17 protein-coding genes are annotated in these 16,469 nt (G+C 54.3%); 10 read left to right on the top strand and 7 right to left on the bottom strand.

Annotated features, from left to right (window positions below; genetic code table 11):
• Nucleotides 1-343: 343 nt before the first annotated feature.
• On the bottom strand, nt 344-1,495 hold the full coding sequence (locus tag G523_RS0107885) for a PQQ-dependent sugar dehydrogenase (protein ID WP_022694503.1): 1,152 nt from the start codon (nt 1,493-1,495) through the stop codon (nt 344-346).
• Between the two features lie 187 nt (nt 1,496-1,682).
• Between G523_RS0107885 and G523_RS0107880 the strand changes: the two genes are divergently transcribed.
• The gene (locus tag G523_RS0107880; RefSeq protein ID WP_022694502.1) at nt 1,683-1,919 is read left to right on the top strand and encodes a hypothetical protein; all 237 of its coding nucleotides are present in this window, start codon (nt 1,683-1,685) and stop codon (nt 1,917-1,919) included.
• Between the two features lie 132 nt (nt 1,920-2,051).
• A complete protein-coding gene (locus tag G523_RS0107875) occupies nt 2,052-2,567 on the top strand; it encodes a hypothetical protein (RefSeq protein WP_022694501.1) in 516 nt (171 codons plus the stop codon).
• Between the two features lie 93 nt (nt 2,568-2,660).
• On the opposite strand, the gene G523_RS0107870 is transcribed toward G523_RS0107875, so the two are convergent.
• On the bottom strand, nt 2,661-5,513 hold the full coding sequence (locus tag G523_RS0107870) for a TonB-dependent receptor (RefSeq protein WP_022694500.1): 2,853 nt from the start codon (nt 5,511-5,513) through the stop codon (nt 2,661-2,663).
• A 227-nt stretch (nt 5,514-5,740) separates the two neighbouring features.
• Between G523_RS0107870 and queC the strand changes: the two genes are divergently transcribed.
• On the top strand, nt 5,741-6,469 hold the full coding sequence (queC, locus tag G523_RS0107865) for a 7-cyano-7-deazaguanine synthase QueC (protein ID WP_022694499.1): 729 nt from the start codon (nt 5,741-5,743) through the stop codon (nt 6,467-6,469).
• Between the two features lie 24 nt (nt 6,470-6,493).
• Nucleotides 6,494-6,931, top strand: a complete 438-nt coding sequence (locus tag G523_RS0107860) for a 6-pyruvoyl trahydropterin synthase family protein (RefSeq protein WP_022694498.1) — start codon at nt 6,494-6,496, stop codon at nt 6,929-6,931.
• Between the two features lie 6 nt (nt 6,932-6,937).
• Here G523_RS0107860 and G523_RS18555 read toward each other — a convergent pair whose 3' ends face one another.
• The 3 genes from G523_RS18555 to G523_RS18545 form a co-directional block, all read right to left on the bottom strand.
• Entirely contained in the window at nt 6,938-7,441 is a 504-nt protein-coding gene (locus G523_RS18555; RefSeq protein WP_022694497.1) for a hypothetical protein, read from the bottom strand.
• Between the two features lie 108 nt (nt 7,442-7,549).
• Nucleotides 7,550-7,747, bottom strand: a complete 198-nt coding sequence (locus tag G523_RS18550) for a hypothetical protein (protein ID WP_022694496.1) — start codon at nt 7,745-7,747, stop codon at nt 7,550-7,552.
• 107 nt (nt 7,748-7,854) lie between these two features.
• On the bottom strand, nt 7,855-8,718 hold the full coding sequence (locus G523_RS18545; RefSeq protein ID WP_022694495.1) for a bifunctional hydroxymethylpyrimidine kinase/phosphomethylpyrimidine kinase: 864 nt from the start codon (nt 8,716-8,718) through the stop codon (nt 7,855-7,857).
• Nucleotides 8,719-8,836: 118 nt separating this feature from the next.
• Between G523_RS18545 and G523_RS0107840 the strand changes: the two genes are divergently transcribed.
• From G523_RS0107840 to G523_RS0107825, 4 genes are all read left to right on the top strand, one after another.
• Nucleotides 8,837-9,724, top strand: coding sequence for an HpcH/HpaI aldolase/citrate lyase family protein (locus G523_RS0107840; RefSeq protein WP_022694494.1), 888 nt, complete (start codon nt 8,837-8,839; stop codon nt 9,722-9,724).
• Between the two features lie 40 nt (nt 9,725-9,764).
• Nucleotides 9,765-10,847, top strand: a complete 1,083-nt coding sequence (locus tag G523_RS0107835; protein WP_022694493.1) for a TIR domain-containing protein — start codon at nt 9,765-9,767, stop codon at nt 10,845-10,847.
• Nucleotides 10,848-10,865: 18 nt separating this feature from the next.
• Nucleotides 10,866-11,990 carry a glycosyltransferase gene (locus tag G523_RS0107830; RefSeq protein WP_022694492.1) on the top strand — a complete coding sequence of 375 codons (1,125 nt, stop codon included), beginning with the start codon at nt 10,866-10,868 and terminating at the stop codon, nt 11,988-11,990.
• 88 nt (nt 11,991-12,078) lie between these two features.
• Nucleotides 12,079-12,672, top strand: a complete 594-nt coding sequence (locus tag G523_RS0107825) for a hypothetical protein (RefSeq protein ID WP_022694491.1) — start codon at nt 12,079-12,081, stop codon at nt 12,670-12,672.
• Between the two features lie 9 nt (nt 12,673-12,681).
• Here the strand turns inward: G523_RS0107825 and G523_RS0107820 are convergent, their stop codons facing one another.
• Together G523_RS0107820 and G523_RS0107815 are read right to left on the bottom strand one after the other, a co-directional pair.
• Nucleotides 12,682-13,512 carry an inositol monophosphatase family protein gene (locus G523_RS0107820; protein WP_022694490.1) on the bottom strand — a complete coding sequence of 277 codons (831 nt, stop codon included), beginning with the start codon at nt 13,510-13,512 and terminating at the stop codon, nt 12,682-12,684.
• 7 nt (nt 13,513-13,519) lie between these two features.
• Nucleotides 13,520-15,067 carry a bifunctional GNAT family N-acetyltransferase/carbon-nitrogen hydrolase family protein gene (locus G523_RS0107815; RefSeq protein ID WP_022694489.1) on the bottom strand — a complete coding sequence of 516 codons (1,548 nt, stop codon included), beginning with the start codon at nt 15,065-15,067 and terminating at the stop codon, nt 13,520-13,522.
• A gap of 216 nt (nt 15,068-15,283) precedes the next feature.
• On the opposite strand from G523_RS0107815, the gene G523_RS18540 reads away from it, so the two are divergent.
• Both G523_RS18540 and G523_RS0107805 read left to right on the top strand, forming a co-directional pair.
• The gene (locus tag G523_RS18540; RefSeq protein ID WP_022694488.1) at nt 15,284-16,048 is read left to right on the top strand and encodes a hypothetical protein; all 765 of its coding nucleotides are present in this window, start codon (nt 15,284-15,286) and stop codon (nt 16,046-16,048) included.
• A gap of 48 nt (nt 16,049-16,096) precedes the next feature.
• Nucleotides 16,097-16,444 carry an ArsC/Spx/MgsR family protein gene (locus G523_RS0107805; protein WP_027441553.1) on the top strand — a complete coding sequence of 116 codons (348 nt, stop codon included), beginning with the start codon at nt 16,097-16,099 and terminating at the stop codon, nt 16,442-16,444.
• The last annotated feature ends 25 nt before the right edge of the window (nt 16,445-16,469 follow it).

Genomic DNA, 16,469 nt, shown 5'->3' with positions numbered 1-16,469 from the left:
AGCGCATCACGTTAAGAATTATGAACATTCAAGCGGTGAATTTTAATCGATCAGACGGCTATTGGCGCTGTGAGCTGAAACAAAGTTTGCTCACATAAGCTCCTAAAAGATGCTGTGTCGACGAATTGTGCCGAAATATCTTTGAATGGATTTTTCTTAAAATCAAAGACACTCAACGGAAGAACCCGGTAGATTTTTCAAAGCACTTCAAGCATTCGCTGATTCAGGAATTGGTCGACGGCGACCACTCAACCTTCGGCGTTGATTCATAGCCGAACGCTCAGAACTAAAAATCCCGGGACGCTGTCCCGGGATCTTTTTTGTGCTGTTGATGGATGTCCGGTTATTCGCTCGGAACGATCCGGTAAACACCGCCATCAATCTCATCGGTGGTGACATAGAGATACCCATCAGGGCCCTGCGCAATATGGCGGAAACGTGCACCAAACTCTTCAAACAGCGCTTCTTCACCTACGACCTCACCTGCGTCATTGAGATCGACGCGCTGGACTTTTGATCCTGCCAAAGCTGCGGCGAAGAGATCACCCTTCCAGTCCGGATAGACATCACCGGTGTAAAGCTCCAGCCCGCCCGGCGCGATAGACGGCACCCAGACCAGCATAGGCTGTTCCATGCCAGCCGCCTCGGTCTGCGTTGTGATAATCGAACCATCATAGTTCACGCCATAGGTAATGGCTGGCCAGCCATAATTCGCACCGGCAATCTCGATATTGATCTCGTCACCGCCCATCGGGCCATGTTCCATAGAATATATACGGCCAGTGTCTTCATCGAGGACAATGCCCTGAACGTTGCGGTGGCCATAAGACCAGACATGCGGCAGGCCATCAACGCCATCAGCAAACGGATTATCCGGCGGGACCGAGCCATCAGGGTTCATACGAACAATCGTGCCGAGATCGCTCATTGGGTCCTGCGCATCCTGCATATAGCGAAAGCCCTCACCCAGTGTGAGCATCAGCGTACCATCCGGCAGAGGCAACATGCGCCCGCCATAGTGTGCAGGCGTTGCGCGCATATTGTTGACCAGGAAAATGTCGGCGCCGTCTTCAAATGTCAGACCATCCTCGCTCAGGCGCGCGCGATACACCGCTGTGCCGTTCGCTTCAGCAGAGCCTTTGGCATAGCTGACATAGACGATGCGATTGGAGTCAAAATCGAGGTCGAGCACCACGTCAAACATGCCACCCTGACCGGCAACGTAAGCTTCTGGAGCGTTAGCGATCTCAACACCAGACGTCGCGCCCGGAGCCACATAGCTTACACGGCCATCACGTTCGGATACCAGCATGCCACCTACCGGCAGGAAAGCGACGCCCCATGGCATGTCAAAACCTTCAGCGACGAGTTCAAGCTCATAGCTCGTTGCAGATGTAACGTCTGCAGTTTGCGCCGGGCCGGTGTCTTCTGCGGCGCAGGCACCCATCAGCAGGGCCAATGCAAGTGCGCTGGTGGTCAGCAATGTGTTGGACATAAGAATCTCCCTTTGCGCGCAATCTAGCCCATCTTGCAGAAAAAGGGAGCGCTCCTAAATTGCAACTCCGGAGCCCTGCTCCGCACGAGGCGTTTCGTTCCTTTGCTGGTCCGGATGACGTTTCCTGACCGGCGAGACCATCGCCTCTTTGTCAGTGAGTGTCAGACTGGAAGGAAAGGAAACTGTTATGACAAAACTCATCACGACATTCGTTTCTGCCATGGCTCTTGCCTGCGCACCGGTGGCTATCGCCCAAAGCGACGCGCCTGAAGACCGCACGACAGAAAAGTCAGTTGTAGAAACTACCATTGAGGCATCTGTGAACGCGCTCGATAAAGCGGCCATTCTGGCAAAGGCCGAGCAGCTTCAACAGACAGACACACCGCAAAACGATCCGACTGACGCTGAGAAATCAGAGAGCTAATAGCAAGACGCGGCGCGCCGGGTCCCGCTCTGCGCGTCCGCATGCCAGATGAAATCTGCGTTATTTTCGAAACCTTGCGCGTCTCAACCCGTTCTCATGTCATCGATGAACACAAACAGAAAGGACAGCATTATGAAAACGCTCATGACCTGCGCTGTCTCAGCGCTTGCTCTTTCTACTCTTCCCGCACACGCGGATGTATCAGGCCCGGAGGCCGTAGCGCAGCTCAACGAGATGCAGCTGGCTCACCTGAATGGTGAAGGTATGACACCTGTAGAAACAGACAGCCTTCAGACTGGCGATACCGAAGCGCTACTCGAACCGGTTTCTGCCATCACCAAGGATATGTTCCTGACTGCAGATACAATCTCTGCCGAACCGGCCCCACGCCCGGACAAAGCCTCAATGGATAATGCGCAAAGCGCTGACGCGGGAACAGAGATGAAGCCCGAACCGTTTTACGAAGTGTTCGAGCCGGCAACGACACACCCTGAAATCTATTCTTTGATGGAACAGGAAAGCCTCATCATGACATCGTCCGAGGCGCAAAAGCCGGACCGTTTTGAAGCTGAAACAGGCTATGGCGGTATTTTCTATGAGAGCGAAGAAGACGTTGCGCGTGACGCAATTCTGACGCCAGAAGAGTAAAACTCCCGGAAACGAAAAAGGGGGAAGCAGCTGCTTCCCCCCTCCCCGTAGGAGCGCCGTTATCTTCAGCGCTTTCCCCCCTAGCTCAAACCTCTACCAGGTCCGCGCGACGGTGATACCGTAAGTGCGTGGCTCCGTGAGGAAGACGTTGGTGAACAGACCGGAGGAGTCATCAGTTAGGTAGCTACCTGTAATGACTTCTTCGTCCATCACGTTCTTGCCGAACAGCTCAACGTAAACACCCATGTCGTCATTGGTGAAGCGAACTGACAGGTTGACGTTGTCCCAGCTTTCCAGACGGTCGTGACCGGTATTCCAGACGCGAGAGAATGTCTCGCCCTGATAGTAATAGTCACCGCGGAAGCTCGCATCCCAACCCTCAAAAATATCGTCAACGATGTACTCGCCGCTGATATTCAGAGTCATGTCAGGAGTGCCCGGAAGCTCGTTACCAGACAGATCGGCTTCGAAGCCTTCAAACGGTGTGAACGCACCAGCTGGCAGAAGCGGGTTGAACACGCCTTCCAGACCGACAAAACTACCAAGGCAGAGTCCGCCCGTTGATCCCGGTGCGAGAGCACCTGCCTGAATGGCGCCGAGAATGGTTGCGTAACCTGCCGCGGAAACCACACAGTTAGAATATGTCTGCGGGTTCTTAATCACGACATAGTTAGGGTCGCTATTGGTACGGTTCAGAACGTCGATCGCCGATGAATTCTGGATTTCTGTATCGAGAAGACCGAGGTTTGCCGCCAGAATAAAGTTATCCGTGACATTCCACATAGTCTCAAGTTCGAGACCCTGAATTTCCGCGTCGATGTTGAAGTTGGCAGACGTCCGGTTGACGATCTGCGTCATCTGATAGCCCTCATAATCATAATAGAAGGCTGTCGCGTTGAGCTGCAGCGCCCCGTCCATGAGGGTATTCTTCGTACCGATCTCGTAAGAGTTCACGAACTCCGGATCGAAGACTTGCGGGAATGCGCTCTGGTTTCCGGATGGCTGAGGCGGATTGATACCGCCGCCCTTATAGCCACGGGAATAGAAGGCATAGATCAGCGTATCGTCGGTGAAGTCAAAGTCAGGCGACCAGTCGAGACCGATACGCCCCGTGACTTCTTCGAACTCACGCACATAAATGCCATCCGGCTCTTCTGCCGTTGGTGTCGGCTCGAACGGGTCGGAAATCACATTTGTAGGTGTGAAGAAGTACTGCGCGATGTTTTCCTGCGTCTTCTCATCACTTGTGTAGCGAAGGCCAACAGTCAGCTGCAGATTATCCATCAGATCGATATAGCTCTCACCGAACACAGCAAACGAGCTGAGATCATAAGGCGAGATAGAGCGGTAATAGTTGCGACCTGTCGCATCCAGATTGCTCAGAACTGAACCCTGACCATTGCCAGACGTATCAAGCGGTGTCGGACCACCGAAGATCGCGCCGCCAAGCGCGTTGTTCAGCTGGGCAACAGCACTCAAAGAGTTGGAGAACACGTAATAGCTGGCCGGGATCGTCTCGGCTTCGTTTGCCTCGAAATCCACCATGATGGCGCCGAGGTTGAAGTTGAAACGCCCGTCAAAATCAGACTGCAAGCGCAGCTCGTGTGTGGTTTGCGATGTCTCGCTACCTGACAGGTCATAACTGCGAAGGGAGTTCGCCACACCAAGTTGTGGGTCTGTGACCGTGCCGCCAGGGAAGAGTGTCTGGTAAAAGAATTCCGCTGTCGCTGCATCACCAACCAGATTTACAAGTCCAAAGCCGGCATTGGTATTGTAGTCAATCGAAGGAATGAGCTTGTTATAGTCTTCCTCGGAAACGATGTTCGACTCGTTATGACTACCCAGGTAGGTCAGTGTGAGGCTGTCGGTGAGGTCGTATTCTGCCTGCCATGTATAAAGCGTCTGGTCAGCGCGATAGTCCGGATCAATAAAGGACTCGATCTCGCGCAGGTTACGGTTCAGGGGATCTGTTGCTGCATTCCCGTTCAGAAGGCCTGCCGTAATTGCAAGACCGCCACCAAGTGACGCAGCTGTATTCAGACGGTCATATGACTCGCTGAGCGGCGCTTCCTGACAGCCAATGGATGTATAAATCTGATCGGCCTGACCAATTGGAATGCCCGCATAGGACGTCATGAACGGGTCCTGATCGCAGAGCTGCTTGCCCGAACGCAGACGCGTATCGTCCTCTACGAAATTCTCATACATGAAATAGCCGCGCAGGCTGTCGGTAGGCTCCCACGCAAGCGTGGCACGAATAGAGTTGATGTCACGGTCATCAATATCGTTTCCGGTGACGGTGTTTGTCGCAAAACCATCCCGCTCTAGGTGCGCGCCAGCGATGCGAAGCGCAGCTGTCTCACCGATTGGAATGTTAACCATACCCTCAGCGCGCAGCGTCGCATAATTACCCATCGTCACCTGAAGATGGCCCTGCCATTCTTCAAGCACCGGCTTTGCCGTAATTACGTTGACCACGCCGCCCGTCGCGTTACGGCCATATAGAGTGCCTTGCGGACCACGAAGCGTTTCCACCCGCTCTACATCATAGAATTCAGATTCGAACAGGCGGTTTGCGGTAAGCGGTACATCGTTCTGGTGGACACCAACGCCACTGTCGCCAGATGTCGCGACAAGGTCGGAACCAACCCCCCGAATACGGAAGTTCGCGCCCGTGAAATTGCCTTTGGTGAACGTTACGTTTGGAATGGTTCGAACAAGGTCCGGACCACCGGCAAGCTGAAGCCTGTCCAGCGCTTCTTCGTTGAACGCCGAAACCGCGATCGGAACGTCCTGAATGGATTCCGCTGTTTTCTGAGTGGTTACCGTGATCGTCTGATAGCGACGTTCACTCTCCTGTGCTGTTGCTGTCCCCACAACTGATGTATACGCGAATACTGAAGCGCCTAAAAAAAGCGCGCACTTTACCTGTGATCTGAGACTCATGCCTGATCTCCTCCCTAATCATGTGTCGCCCTCATTTATTTTTAGTCGTGGCGACTACAGTGCCTGCGAAGATACGAACGCAGGCGATATAAACATAGACAACGCCCAACTCACAAAAATGTCAATGAAGGTAAAGTTAACGTGCACGAGAACTTCAACTGTCACAAATCCAGTTAAAGAGACGCACCACATTCACTTTCGCAACCCGCAGTCAACACGGTGATTTCATGACCCAGTCAGCCGCAGTCGTTTTGTTTTCCGGTGGACAGGACTCCACCGTTTGCCTTGCTTGGGCGCTTAAAAATTTTAACCACGTGTCCACAGTCGGCTTCGATTATGGTCAACGCCATCAAATCGAACTTGAGTGTCGCCAGCATGTTCTGACTGCTTTGGGGGACTGCGATACGGTGGAAACCGGCCATCTGGGCGATGATGCCCTTCTGGACCTCAGCGTACTTGGACAGATTTCAGAGACATCGCTCACCAGCGAAGCTGAAATCACCATGTCCGAACAGGGCCTGCCATCTACCTTCGTGCCGGGGCGGAACCTTATCTTCCTCACGCTGGCGAGCGCGGTTGCGTGGCGCCGGAATGCAGACATTCTTGTCGGCGGTATGTGTGAGACAGATTACTCCGGATATCCTGATTGCCGCCGCACGACGCTGGACGCACAGCAGCAGGCGTTAGCCCTGGGCATGGAGCGAGATTTTCGCGTCGACACGCCCCTCATGTACAAAACAAAAGCCGACACATTTGCCATGGCCAAAGCGCTGGGCGGAAATGAGCTGGTCGAGCTTATTGTCGAACATACTCATACCTGTTATCTGGGCGACCGCTCGGCACGGCATGACTGGGGCTATGGATGTGGAACCTGTCCGGCCTGTGAACTGCGCGCCAATGGATGGGATGTCTGGCAGGCTGCCGGATGCCCGGAAGATACGACAGGCCTCGCCTGACAGACTGCAAACTGGATTAAAGACGTGACGTCGAACCCCACCAAGCCGGCAACTGACACCGGCGCCGCAAAGCCAAGCCTTGCCGGGCGCACCTTCGAAGTGACGCGCGCAGGTAATTTTGAAGCGGCTCACCATCTTGCGCCGAAGGATCCTGACCATCCTTATGGCAAGCTGCACGGACACTCATTCCGTGTCGAGATTGGTGTATCTGGTGTTGTGAAACAGGGCGAAGACTGGGTCGCCGACTTTGCCCAGCTGGGCGACGTGCTGGCGAACGTCACAGGCGAGCTGGATCACTCTTACCTGAATGAGATTCCGGGTCTGGAACTTCCAACGCTTGAGCGTCTGTGTGTCTGGATTGCAGAGCGTGTTGCAGAAGACCTGCCACGCCTGACGCGCGTAAGTGTGTCCCGACCGAGCCTCTCCGAGACATGCACTTTGAGGCTCGACGGGGAAAGCTAAGCTGGCTTAGCGACCGACTTCATCAGTAGACGAAGCGCTCATCGCTTCCTCAGTCGTATCGGCGAAACGTGTCGCGAAACGGCTGAACGCACGGCGTGCGTCAGACCATGTCGCGCGGCCAACTGAATCAGTGATGTCATGGCTGAAATAGTCGTACTCTTCAGACGCGATCAGCTCACCTGACAGGCTGAAGACTTCGCCAGTCATTTCGGCGCCGCCAATGCTGATGCTTTCGAAAGACAAAGACTGTTCAGTCATTTGCTCGAAGGTCGGCCGGTTCGGGCGCGCATCCTCGATCACGACATTCACGTCGCCAACCGAACTCAGGATCGGCGCGAATTCGCGCATCAGATCTTCGGTCAGCTCGTCGACCAGACGTTCGCGCTCACGCTCGCCATAATCGTCGGCGATTTTTTCGTTGAGCTCTTCGGAGAATGAGATGTGAATTTCGCCAGCCTGAGCGATTGGCGCAAGTGCGAGCGCTGCAGCAGCCAGAAGAATATGTTTCATGGGTCCTACCTCCTCCTAAAGTCATCGGGGACGCCCCATCATGCCATGATCGGGCGCATTTACCTAATGACGAAGATTTCACCTGATGGGAGGCAGGCCGGTAGAGAGCTAGTCGCGGTCGCGCTCACGCTCTTCTTCGCTGGTGGTGACAAGATCAACGCTTGTACCAATAACCGCGCCCGTAATTTCTACACCCGCTTCCACCGTTTCAGCCGCCAGACCGACCGCAGTCGTCGCGATGCATCCGGAAAGAGAGAACGCAGCCATTGCCGCCAGAGTTACGCGCAGCGCCGTTTTCTGTGCCATTTGATCAAACCTTATCCAACTGCGTCGAGTTAACCATGCCTCACCGCATCACCTCAAGTTACGGTTACATCCGGCGGGTTAAGAACAAATGAGCTGTGGCATTCATGTCAAAGCGTAATAACGCGCGCCGGCTTGGATTTGCCGAGCGCCTTCGGCAATATGCCGATATCAAACTCCGACGGTTCAGAGAAATCATGTGCGCCGAACACCGGAGTGAAGACCGTCATTTCATTAAAGAGCATATTCTGCACTGGCTTAAGACCGCCCACCGCATCCCGGGCCAACAAGACCGTCAGAAAGTCACCAAAGCCGTTCGGCACATGCTCGCCATTGGCCCGTGCATGGCCAGACCAGAAAGCGCCTTGTTGCGACGCTCCGAGAAGTCCGATCTCGTCGCCCTGCTCCACAGAACTCACGAACTGTAAGGCCGAACGGCTGCCGTCTCCCCCAAGGTGCGATTTAATGGCGTCCGCATCGCGTGCCGCCTCGGGTATTGAATCAACGCGGGCTTTGCGGCGCTCAATCTCCCAGAACTCCCACGCATTGGATTTGATGATTTCGGCCAGAGGCAGAAGCTCGCTTACAATCGCTGCAGCCACTTCCTCCTTCACATAGAGGCCTTTGCCAAAGTCCCCCATGACGGCATCGACGATCACCGGCGTACCATCGGTTTTATGGGCTGCGATGAGACGCGCCGCTTCGCTGACCTGCGCCGCGCTGGCAAAATAGCCCGTCACGATGCAATCAGCTTTCTTGATCACATCGTTGGCGACCAGCCCTTCTGCCATGCTGACAAACATCTCATCGGTGACAGTCCCGCCACCGGGCGCGCCCCAGCCCGGATGCCGCCCGAGCATAGTCGTCGGCAGCAAGGACAGCTCGCAGCCAAGCAGAGGCAGCACCTTCATCGCAAGGCTGCCACCGACATTCGACCCGGCCACAAAAGAAGAGATCATAAACACGCGTTTCATCGTGGCAGAATGGCCTGCTTACAACGCGCTTCCAAGTCTCTATCGCGTGAGGTGATTGAAATCTTTGCTGCAATGCGGCACAGACAATGCAAAACAAGACATCGGGGAATATACGCACATGACAAGTTCAGCTCACCGCCCACGCCGTTCGGTTCTCTACATGCCGGGTGCAAACACGCGCGCACTGGAGAAAGCCAAGACGCTTCCAGCCGACGCGCTCATCTTCGACCTTGAAGATGCCGTCGCGCCAGACGCCAAAGAAGAAGCGCGCGCAAATGTATGCGCTGCAGCAAAAGCAGGTGGCTATGGCCAGCGTGAAATCTGTATCCGCATTAACGGCCTCGACACAGAATGGGGCCTGGATGACCTGAAAGCCGCTGTTGAAGCTGGCCCTGATGCGATCCTCGCGCCGAAAGTCATTGATGGCGGCGATATTGACCGCCTCGACGACGCGATGACACGCGCTGGCGCCCCAGCTGACATGCAGCTCTGGGTCATGATCGAAATGCCAAAAGCTATCCTGCAAATTCAGGATATTGCCGAAGCAGTTGGCCGCACACGCCTGACAACCTTCGTCATGGGCACAAACGACCTTGCTAAAGAGCTTCGCGCATCTGCCAAGCCGAACCGTCAGCTTGCGTTCGGCACGGCTCTTTCCATGTCCATGCTCGCAGCGCGCGCTTACGACATCGTCGCGATTGATGGCGTGTTTAACGACATTAAAGACGAGCACGGCCTGCGCGCTGAATGCGAAGAAGGCGCTGCAATGGGCTTTGACGGCAAAACTCTCATTCACCCGTCTCAGGTCGAAACGGCAAACGAAGTCTTCGCGCCGTCACCGGCAGAAGTCGAACAAGCTCACGCGGTCATCGCGGCCTTCGCCGACCCTGAAAATGCTGGCAAAGGCGTGCTTAAAGTGAATGGCAAAATGACCGAGCTTCTGCACCTTGAAGAAGCCAAACGCATCGTCGCCGTGTCCGAAGCCATCGAAGCAATGGCTGAGTAAGTAAGAACCAAAGCGGGCAGGGCGAGGAATAAACACAGTAATGAACAAGAATTGCCCTGCCGCTACAGACTTTAAAGCGTTTCTTTCCTATGCGCGAGAGGATGCAAATCATTGCGACTACGTCCAAAGGTTTTTCAACGACCTTAGAATCGAAAACTTTCGTGATACGCATAAAATAGCGCCGAGCCAGAATTGGCACGACGTCATCACCGCGGAAGTGAAAACATGCAACTTATTCGTTTTTCTCGCGTCCGCAAACTCAACCGAAAAACCGGGAACAATCCAGCACGAGCTGGAACTGGCACGCGCCCGCTTAATGCTGGATCCGAATTTCAGATTTCTTGCTATTCGATGTGACGATAGCGACTTAAAAGAATGGATGTATGACGTTCAATACGTGTCCATCAATGATCCTAATTTCTTTGAGAAGCTTTCTGACGCCCTCAATTCTCATCCATCGATCTCTGAGCGTGCAATCGAACCAGTAAATTCAGGCATCTTCCTAAACGCAGCGACACCACCCGTCATCTACTCTGATGAGAGTTGCGAATTTGAATATGACCTCCCCGCACTGTATTTTGTTGGAAACGCTCATTTGAGTAATGAGGTCAATCTGACCATCAAAGGCAATATTGCGCAGCGAGTTTTGGAAATGCGCTCTCTCTGCCCAGAAAAAATAACAGAACTCAGCACAAAAAACCAAATCGTAGTAAAGCTAAAAAGTATAGAAAAGTCAGAACACTATATTTCTTTCACCTTCATACATCATACCTATTTTGAAGGCGCAGCCCACGGAAACAATGATTTTCTAATTTTGAATTTCGGTCTCACCCCCTTTCGGCGCCTCTATTTTACACCTCACGCAGATCAAATTTCTCGACTTAAGAATTTCGTGGCGGACCGGCTTTCAAACAACCCAAATTGCTATGAGCGACGGCAGCTTTTAGAGGGACTAGACGGTTTGGATTGGTCCAAAATAATTTCTGCGACGCACTCTGGGATATCCATCCACTTCGGTGATTACTCGGTAGCGCCATACAGTGCAGGACCGGTTGAACTAAGGATTACAGACGAAGATTTCTTGCGTTCGGTGGGCTCTTGGCGTCCCATGTGGAACAATTAAAGTAGCATCATACTGAACATGCCTCACACCATCCTCTCCTATTCGGATAAGCTCTTCACACCATCGGAGAGCTTTATTCCCCGCGCCTATCACACCTTTGAAACGCTGAAACCGCTTTTCATCGGGCATGATCGCAAAGGGCCGACACCGCCGGGGTTTGAGGCGCTGGAGCTTGGGGCATTTCATGGCGGACTGGGTGAGACGGGTTTCAAACAGCTGGGCCTTGTCGGGCGCGAGCTGAGAGAGACGCTGACGCATTTCAACCCGGTCGCTATTCACGCCAATTTCGGCAAATCCGGCGCCTATGCGCTGCCACTCGCGCGGGCCCTGAATATACCGCTGATCGTGACCTATCATGGCGGCGATGCGACCAAGACGAGCAACACAAAAGACAGTCTTCTGCGCGTCTATAACCGTCGTCGTCAGGCGCTCTGGGATGAGGCGGCTCTTCTATTGCCCGTCTCCGACTTCATTCGCCGTGAGCTTCTGGCCAAGGGCGCGCCGGACGAGAAAATGGTCGTCCAGTATAATGGCGTAGACCCTGAGAAATTCACGCCCGGCGAGAAAGAGAACGTGCTTCTCTTCGCCGGCCGCTGGATGGAGAAAAAGGGCATTGAAACCCTTATCCGCGCGCTCACAAAGATCGATCCGGACATCCTGAAAAACTGGCGCATCCGCCTGCTGGGCGATGGTGAGCTGAAGCCCAAGCTTCTGCCGCTCCTCGAGGCCGCTGGCGTCAAAACCGAACTGCCAGGCTGGATCCCGGCCGATGAGATGCCGCGCCATTTCGAAGAAGCCGCCATTGCCTGTGTACCGTCTAACCGCGCCGCCTCAGGCGACGCCGAAGGCCTGCCAATGGTCTGTATGGAAGCGATGTTTGCTGGCTGTGCGCTGGCGGCCACCGCACATGCCGGCATTCCCGAATGCGTCGTGGATGGTGAGACAGGCTATCTGGTGGAAGAACGCGATGCAGACGCGCTCGCAGACCGGCTGACAAAGCTCATGTCTGATCCTGCCGCGACCCGCGCGATGGGCGAAAAAGGCCGCGCCCGCGCCATGGAGAAGTTCAATCTGAATATCCAGTCGAAAAAGCTGGAAAGCCTGATACTGGACGCTGCCCGCGAAGCCGGAACGATCAGCTGATCTGCATCTGAAAATTCACATCTTTTTGTTGCGAAACACACCACGCCAGCTACCCTTGATTTTATTCAGGCTTGAGGGCGGGTGACACATGGACATCAATAATCAGTCCCTTCAGGGCGAAACGATCAACATCGCACCGAAAGAGGATTTTATCCTGCGACGTGGGTCGGTTCTGAAAGATTGCCAGATCACAAACAGGGCAACGGCTTGGTATCTACGCTTGACCAGGTCAGTCATCGAAGGCGGATCATTCAGCACCAAAGTTCGACTAAACGAGTTAAATTGGCTAAGGGTGAAACTCCACGGCGTAAAGTTCAAGGGCAAATTCGTCGGCAATGATTTTGGCACAAAAGCCGAAATCTACGAAAATCTCGGTGAGATTCGCGATTGTGACTTTACCGAAGCGAGCGTTCATCTCTGCCGGTTTTTCAACTGCGACATTGCCAGCAGCAAATTCGCGCCCAATCATATGATCATTCCTCACAATACTAGCGTATGCAGCAGTCTTTTGACACTCGATTGGCCTGACGAAATTGGTTATTTTGCTGAAATGTATACAAAGCCTATCAATGAATTGTCCTTTGATACCATCGACATTTCACTCCTGGCTAAAGAGAAAAAACTCACTGAAGACCAAATACGACAGCTGTTTGGGCGTGTAGAAGGCATCGTGATGACCTGATCGGGCTCCTCATCCAATCCCGAAAATCTCGCGGCGAACCGCTTCCCAGCTTTCTTTGTCCGGTGCGCAGATCACTTCAGCGCCTTTGACCTTCGGCGTGTAGGCAGAGCCATCAAACCGGGCTGCATAGCCGCCCGCTTCTTCCTGCATCAGCACGCCTGCAAGATGGTCCCAGAGATTGCCCGAGGCATTGCCCATAAAGTGATACCGCCCTGTTGAGGTGAGCCAATAGTCAAACACCGAACAATTGGTGCTCGTCCCGAAGCGTAGTTTCGGCATGAGCGCAGGCACGCGCGAGCGGTATGGCTCAGGGAAATAAGCCCAGTTGATGACGCCCTTCATTTCAGACACCGGAACCGGATCGGCGACTTTCAGCTTCGCGGATCGACCGTGCTTTGTGGACTCATAAGCCCCTGCCCCGCGGATAACGGTGAGCCGGTTATCTTGCAGCGGCTCATAATGGAGGCCTGCAATCGTCTCGCCATTCGCGGTGACAGCCACAATCGTCCCGAACATGGACAAGCCGGTCGTAAAATTCATCGTGCCGTCGACTGGATCGATGACGAACGCAAGTTCTGCCTCACCCAGCCCGTCAGCAACGCGAGGGTCTGCAGAGTATGCCTCTTCACCGAAGACGAGCGCGTTCGGATAGAGCTTTTTCAACGCCTCTGTGATGAACACCTCGGCGCGGGTATCGGCCTCGGTAACGACATCGATTGCGCCATTCTTGGTGCTGATATCGCCCGCAGACAGGCCATGAAACCGTGGCAACACCTCGGTTTCATTTGCCTCGCGGACAATGTCCACCAGAACGTCGATATGCTCGTCACCAAAGCGCATCAGGCGTCTAGCTGCCCTTCCACTGCGTTTTGTAGAGATCGAACCGGCGGTCACCGAGGTTCTGAACGCTACCTTCGGCGCGGGCCCAGTTCAGATCCTGAAGGTCAAGATCCGTCATGATGACGGTCTCGACGTTTTCACTCGCTTCGGCGGCAATACCATCACGCGCAAACGGCAGATCGCATGGCGTGAGAATAGCCGACTGGGCATACTGGACGTCCATATTCTCCACGTTTGGCAGGTTACCGACATTACCCGAGGTCACAACATAACACTGGTTCTCAATCGCCCGTGCCTGACAGCAATAGCGCACGCGCAAATGGCCCGGACGGCTGTCAGTACAGTAAGGCACGAACAGAATTTTCGCGCCCTCATCGGCCAGCTTGCGGGCCAGCTCCGGGAATTCAGAGTCGTAACAGATGAGAACACCAATCGGGCCGCAATCGGTCAGAATGGTCTGCAGCTCATCGCCGCCCTTAATGCCCCACCAGCTGCGCTCGTCCGGCGTCGGGTGGATTTTCTCCTGCGCATGGACAGAGCCATCACGAAGGAAGACATAGCCAACATTCTGGATGTCGCCATCATCGGTGCGTGTCGGGTGCGAGCCGCCAATAATGTTGATGTTATAGCTGATGGCGAGCTGGCGCATTTCATCCACGAAGCGCGGCGTGTAGCGCGTCAGGCTCTCAATCGCTTCAACCGCTGAGAGGCGTTTCTCTTCGAAAGCGAGAAGCTGGAGCGTGAACAACTCTGGGAAGACCACGAAGTCACAGCGATAGTCCGCCGCAACGTCCACGAAGTATTCCACATTGCCCATGAACTCTTCAAAGTCTTTCACCATGCGCTGCTGGAACTGCACGGTGCAGATGCGGACCGAATCTGCCTGAAGGTGTCTTGGATTTTTCTGGTCCGTCTCGCCGCTATAATAAGGGTTGCGCCAAACCATATGGGTCGCGAAGCCGCCAGATGGGGCATCATCCGGCGCATAGCCGCGCAGAACGCCGATACATTCAAAGCCCTGTTTCAGGTGGAAGCTGACCGTCGGGTCTGTGATCTTCTTCTCTTCAACGGCTTTCACATAGTCGACCGGGTCCGGATAGGCTTTCTTGCGTCGCGCCCAGCCCGGCAGACGTCCGCCAAAGACGATGCCTTTAATGTCACGTGATTCGCACAGGCTCTGACGTGCATCATAAAGGCGCTGACCGATGCGAAGACGGCGGCGATCCGGATCAACGCAGACTTCCATACCGTAAAGCCATGAGCCTTTCGGATTATGTCGCGCACCATAGCCGCCACCGGTAATGGAGTCCCAGGTGTGCGGTCCCATGCAAAGGCGTTCAGAGATACGGAAGCTCGCCGCATATCCAACAATATCGCCGTCATATTCGACAACGAACTGACCACGCGGGAATTTGGTGATCTGTCCCTGGATCATACCCGGCGTATAGGGTGGCTCATCTTTATAGATGCGACCGGTCAGCGCCACGATACCAGGGATATCAGCGAGTTCAGCGTTACGCACTGTAACGGAAGATTTTCTGCGTTCTTGAGACATGGAGTCTCAACTGCCTTTCTATGCGTTTGGTTTCAAGAAAAACCTGAAGTCAGCGATTATTGTTTGAGCAGTCGGCTAAAAGCCCCTCTTTGTGTGCCCGAATTTTCAGAAAAATCGCTCCTGTTCAGCTTCCCTACAGAAACAATAAGTGATTGTTTCAATTAAGGCGGGTCTGCGGGCCGGCAATCAGAGCATATTTGACCGGGGGGAACGGCCATGAAAGCACTTTATCCATCACTTATCGCACTCGCACTCTGCGCCTGCGGGCAGACAGAAACACCACCGACGGAGACACCAGCCGAGCCGCCAGCAGTCGAAGCAGAAGCGCCGGTTGTAGAAACACCTGCCGAAGCTGAACCCGTTGCTGCAGACCTTGAACCTCTGGACGCCGTCGATGCGAACTATGATGAAAGCTGGTTCGTCGACTATAGCTGGCCGGGCGAATACCCAAGCGGCATTTCGATCATGGAAGACGGTGTTGTAATCCCTGCACGCTCCACACCAAATCCAGACGCAGAATTTGACGTCTCTTGCCCTATCGAAGTCGGCGCAACGCTCCATCAGTGGAACGAAGCGCGCGTCACAGAAGACGATCTGCATTTCATCGCCGCAACAGAAACGATCTCACAAAACGTCACCACGGCCGCAACGCTGACCGTCTGGCCATTTGAAAGCGAAGCTGAAGAGCCGGTGACGCTGGATATTGCCCCAGGCGATTCGGTTACAGTCATCCGCTATTATGGCGAAGGGTTCGGCGCGATACGGATGGATGGCGTCAATTATCAGACCGACCTGATGGAGCTTTACGAGTATCTGGAAGAGGACGAGACCTATGTCGACGAGCACAAATGGGTGCTTGCGACATGTGACGATGCAGACAGCACACGCGCATGGATGCGTCTGGATGAAGCCCTGGAAACCGAAGGCACGCTGGATACGCTCCTTACCGAATACGGCGTCGCAGAGGATATTCCTCAGTAGGCGTTATGCCTATTGATGCCGCCCGAGCACCGGAATAAGACATCGCGCATGACTTATATTGTTCTGCACAACCCGAATTGTTCGACTTCACGCAATGGCCTCGCCCTCCTCGATGAGAAGGGCGTGTCCTATGAAGTTCGCAAATACATGAATGCCGGCGACGCGCTTAGCGAAGACGAGCTGCGCGACATTGCGAAGAAGATGGGCGTCGACAGCCCGCGCGCATTCTTGCGCGACAAGGACGCAAAAAAGTTCGAGCTTCCGGAAACGGCAAGCGATGACGAAGTGTTCGCCGCCATGATCGACAATCCGCGCCTGATCCAGCGTCCTATCGGCATTAACGGCGACAAGGCAACCCTCGGTCGCCCGATCGACAAACTGCTCGATATCGTCTGAGTTCACACCTCTCGCGCCACGCGCG

It is taken from the genome of Ponticaulis koreensis DSM 19734 (genome assembly GCF_000420665.1).
GTDB lineage: Bacteria > Pseudomonadota > Alphaproteobacteria > Caulobacterales > Hyphomonadaceae > Ponticaulis > Ponticaulis koreensis.
The sequence above is the reverse complement of the archived record's forward strand: the minus strand, read 5'-3'. Positions and strand labels throughout refer to the sequence as shown.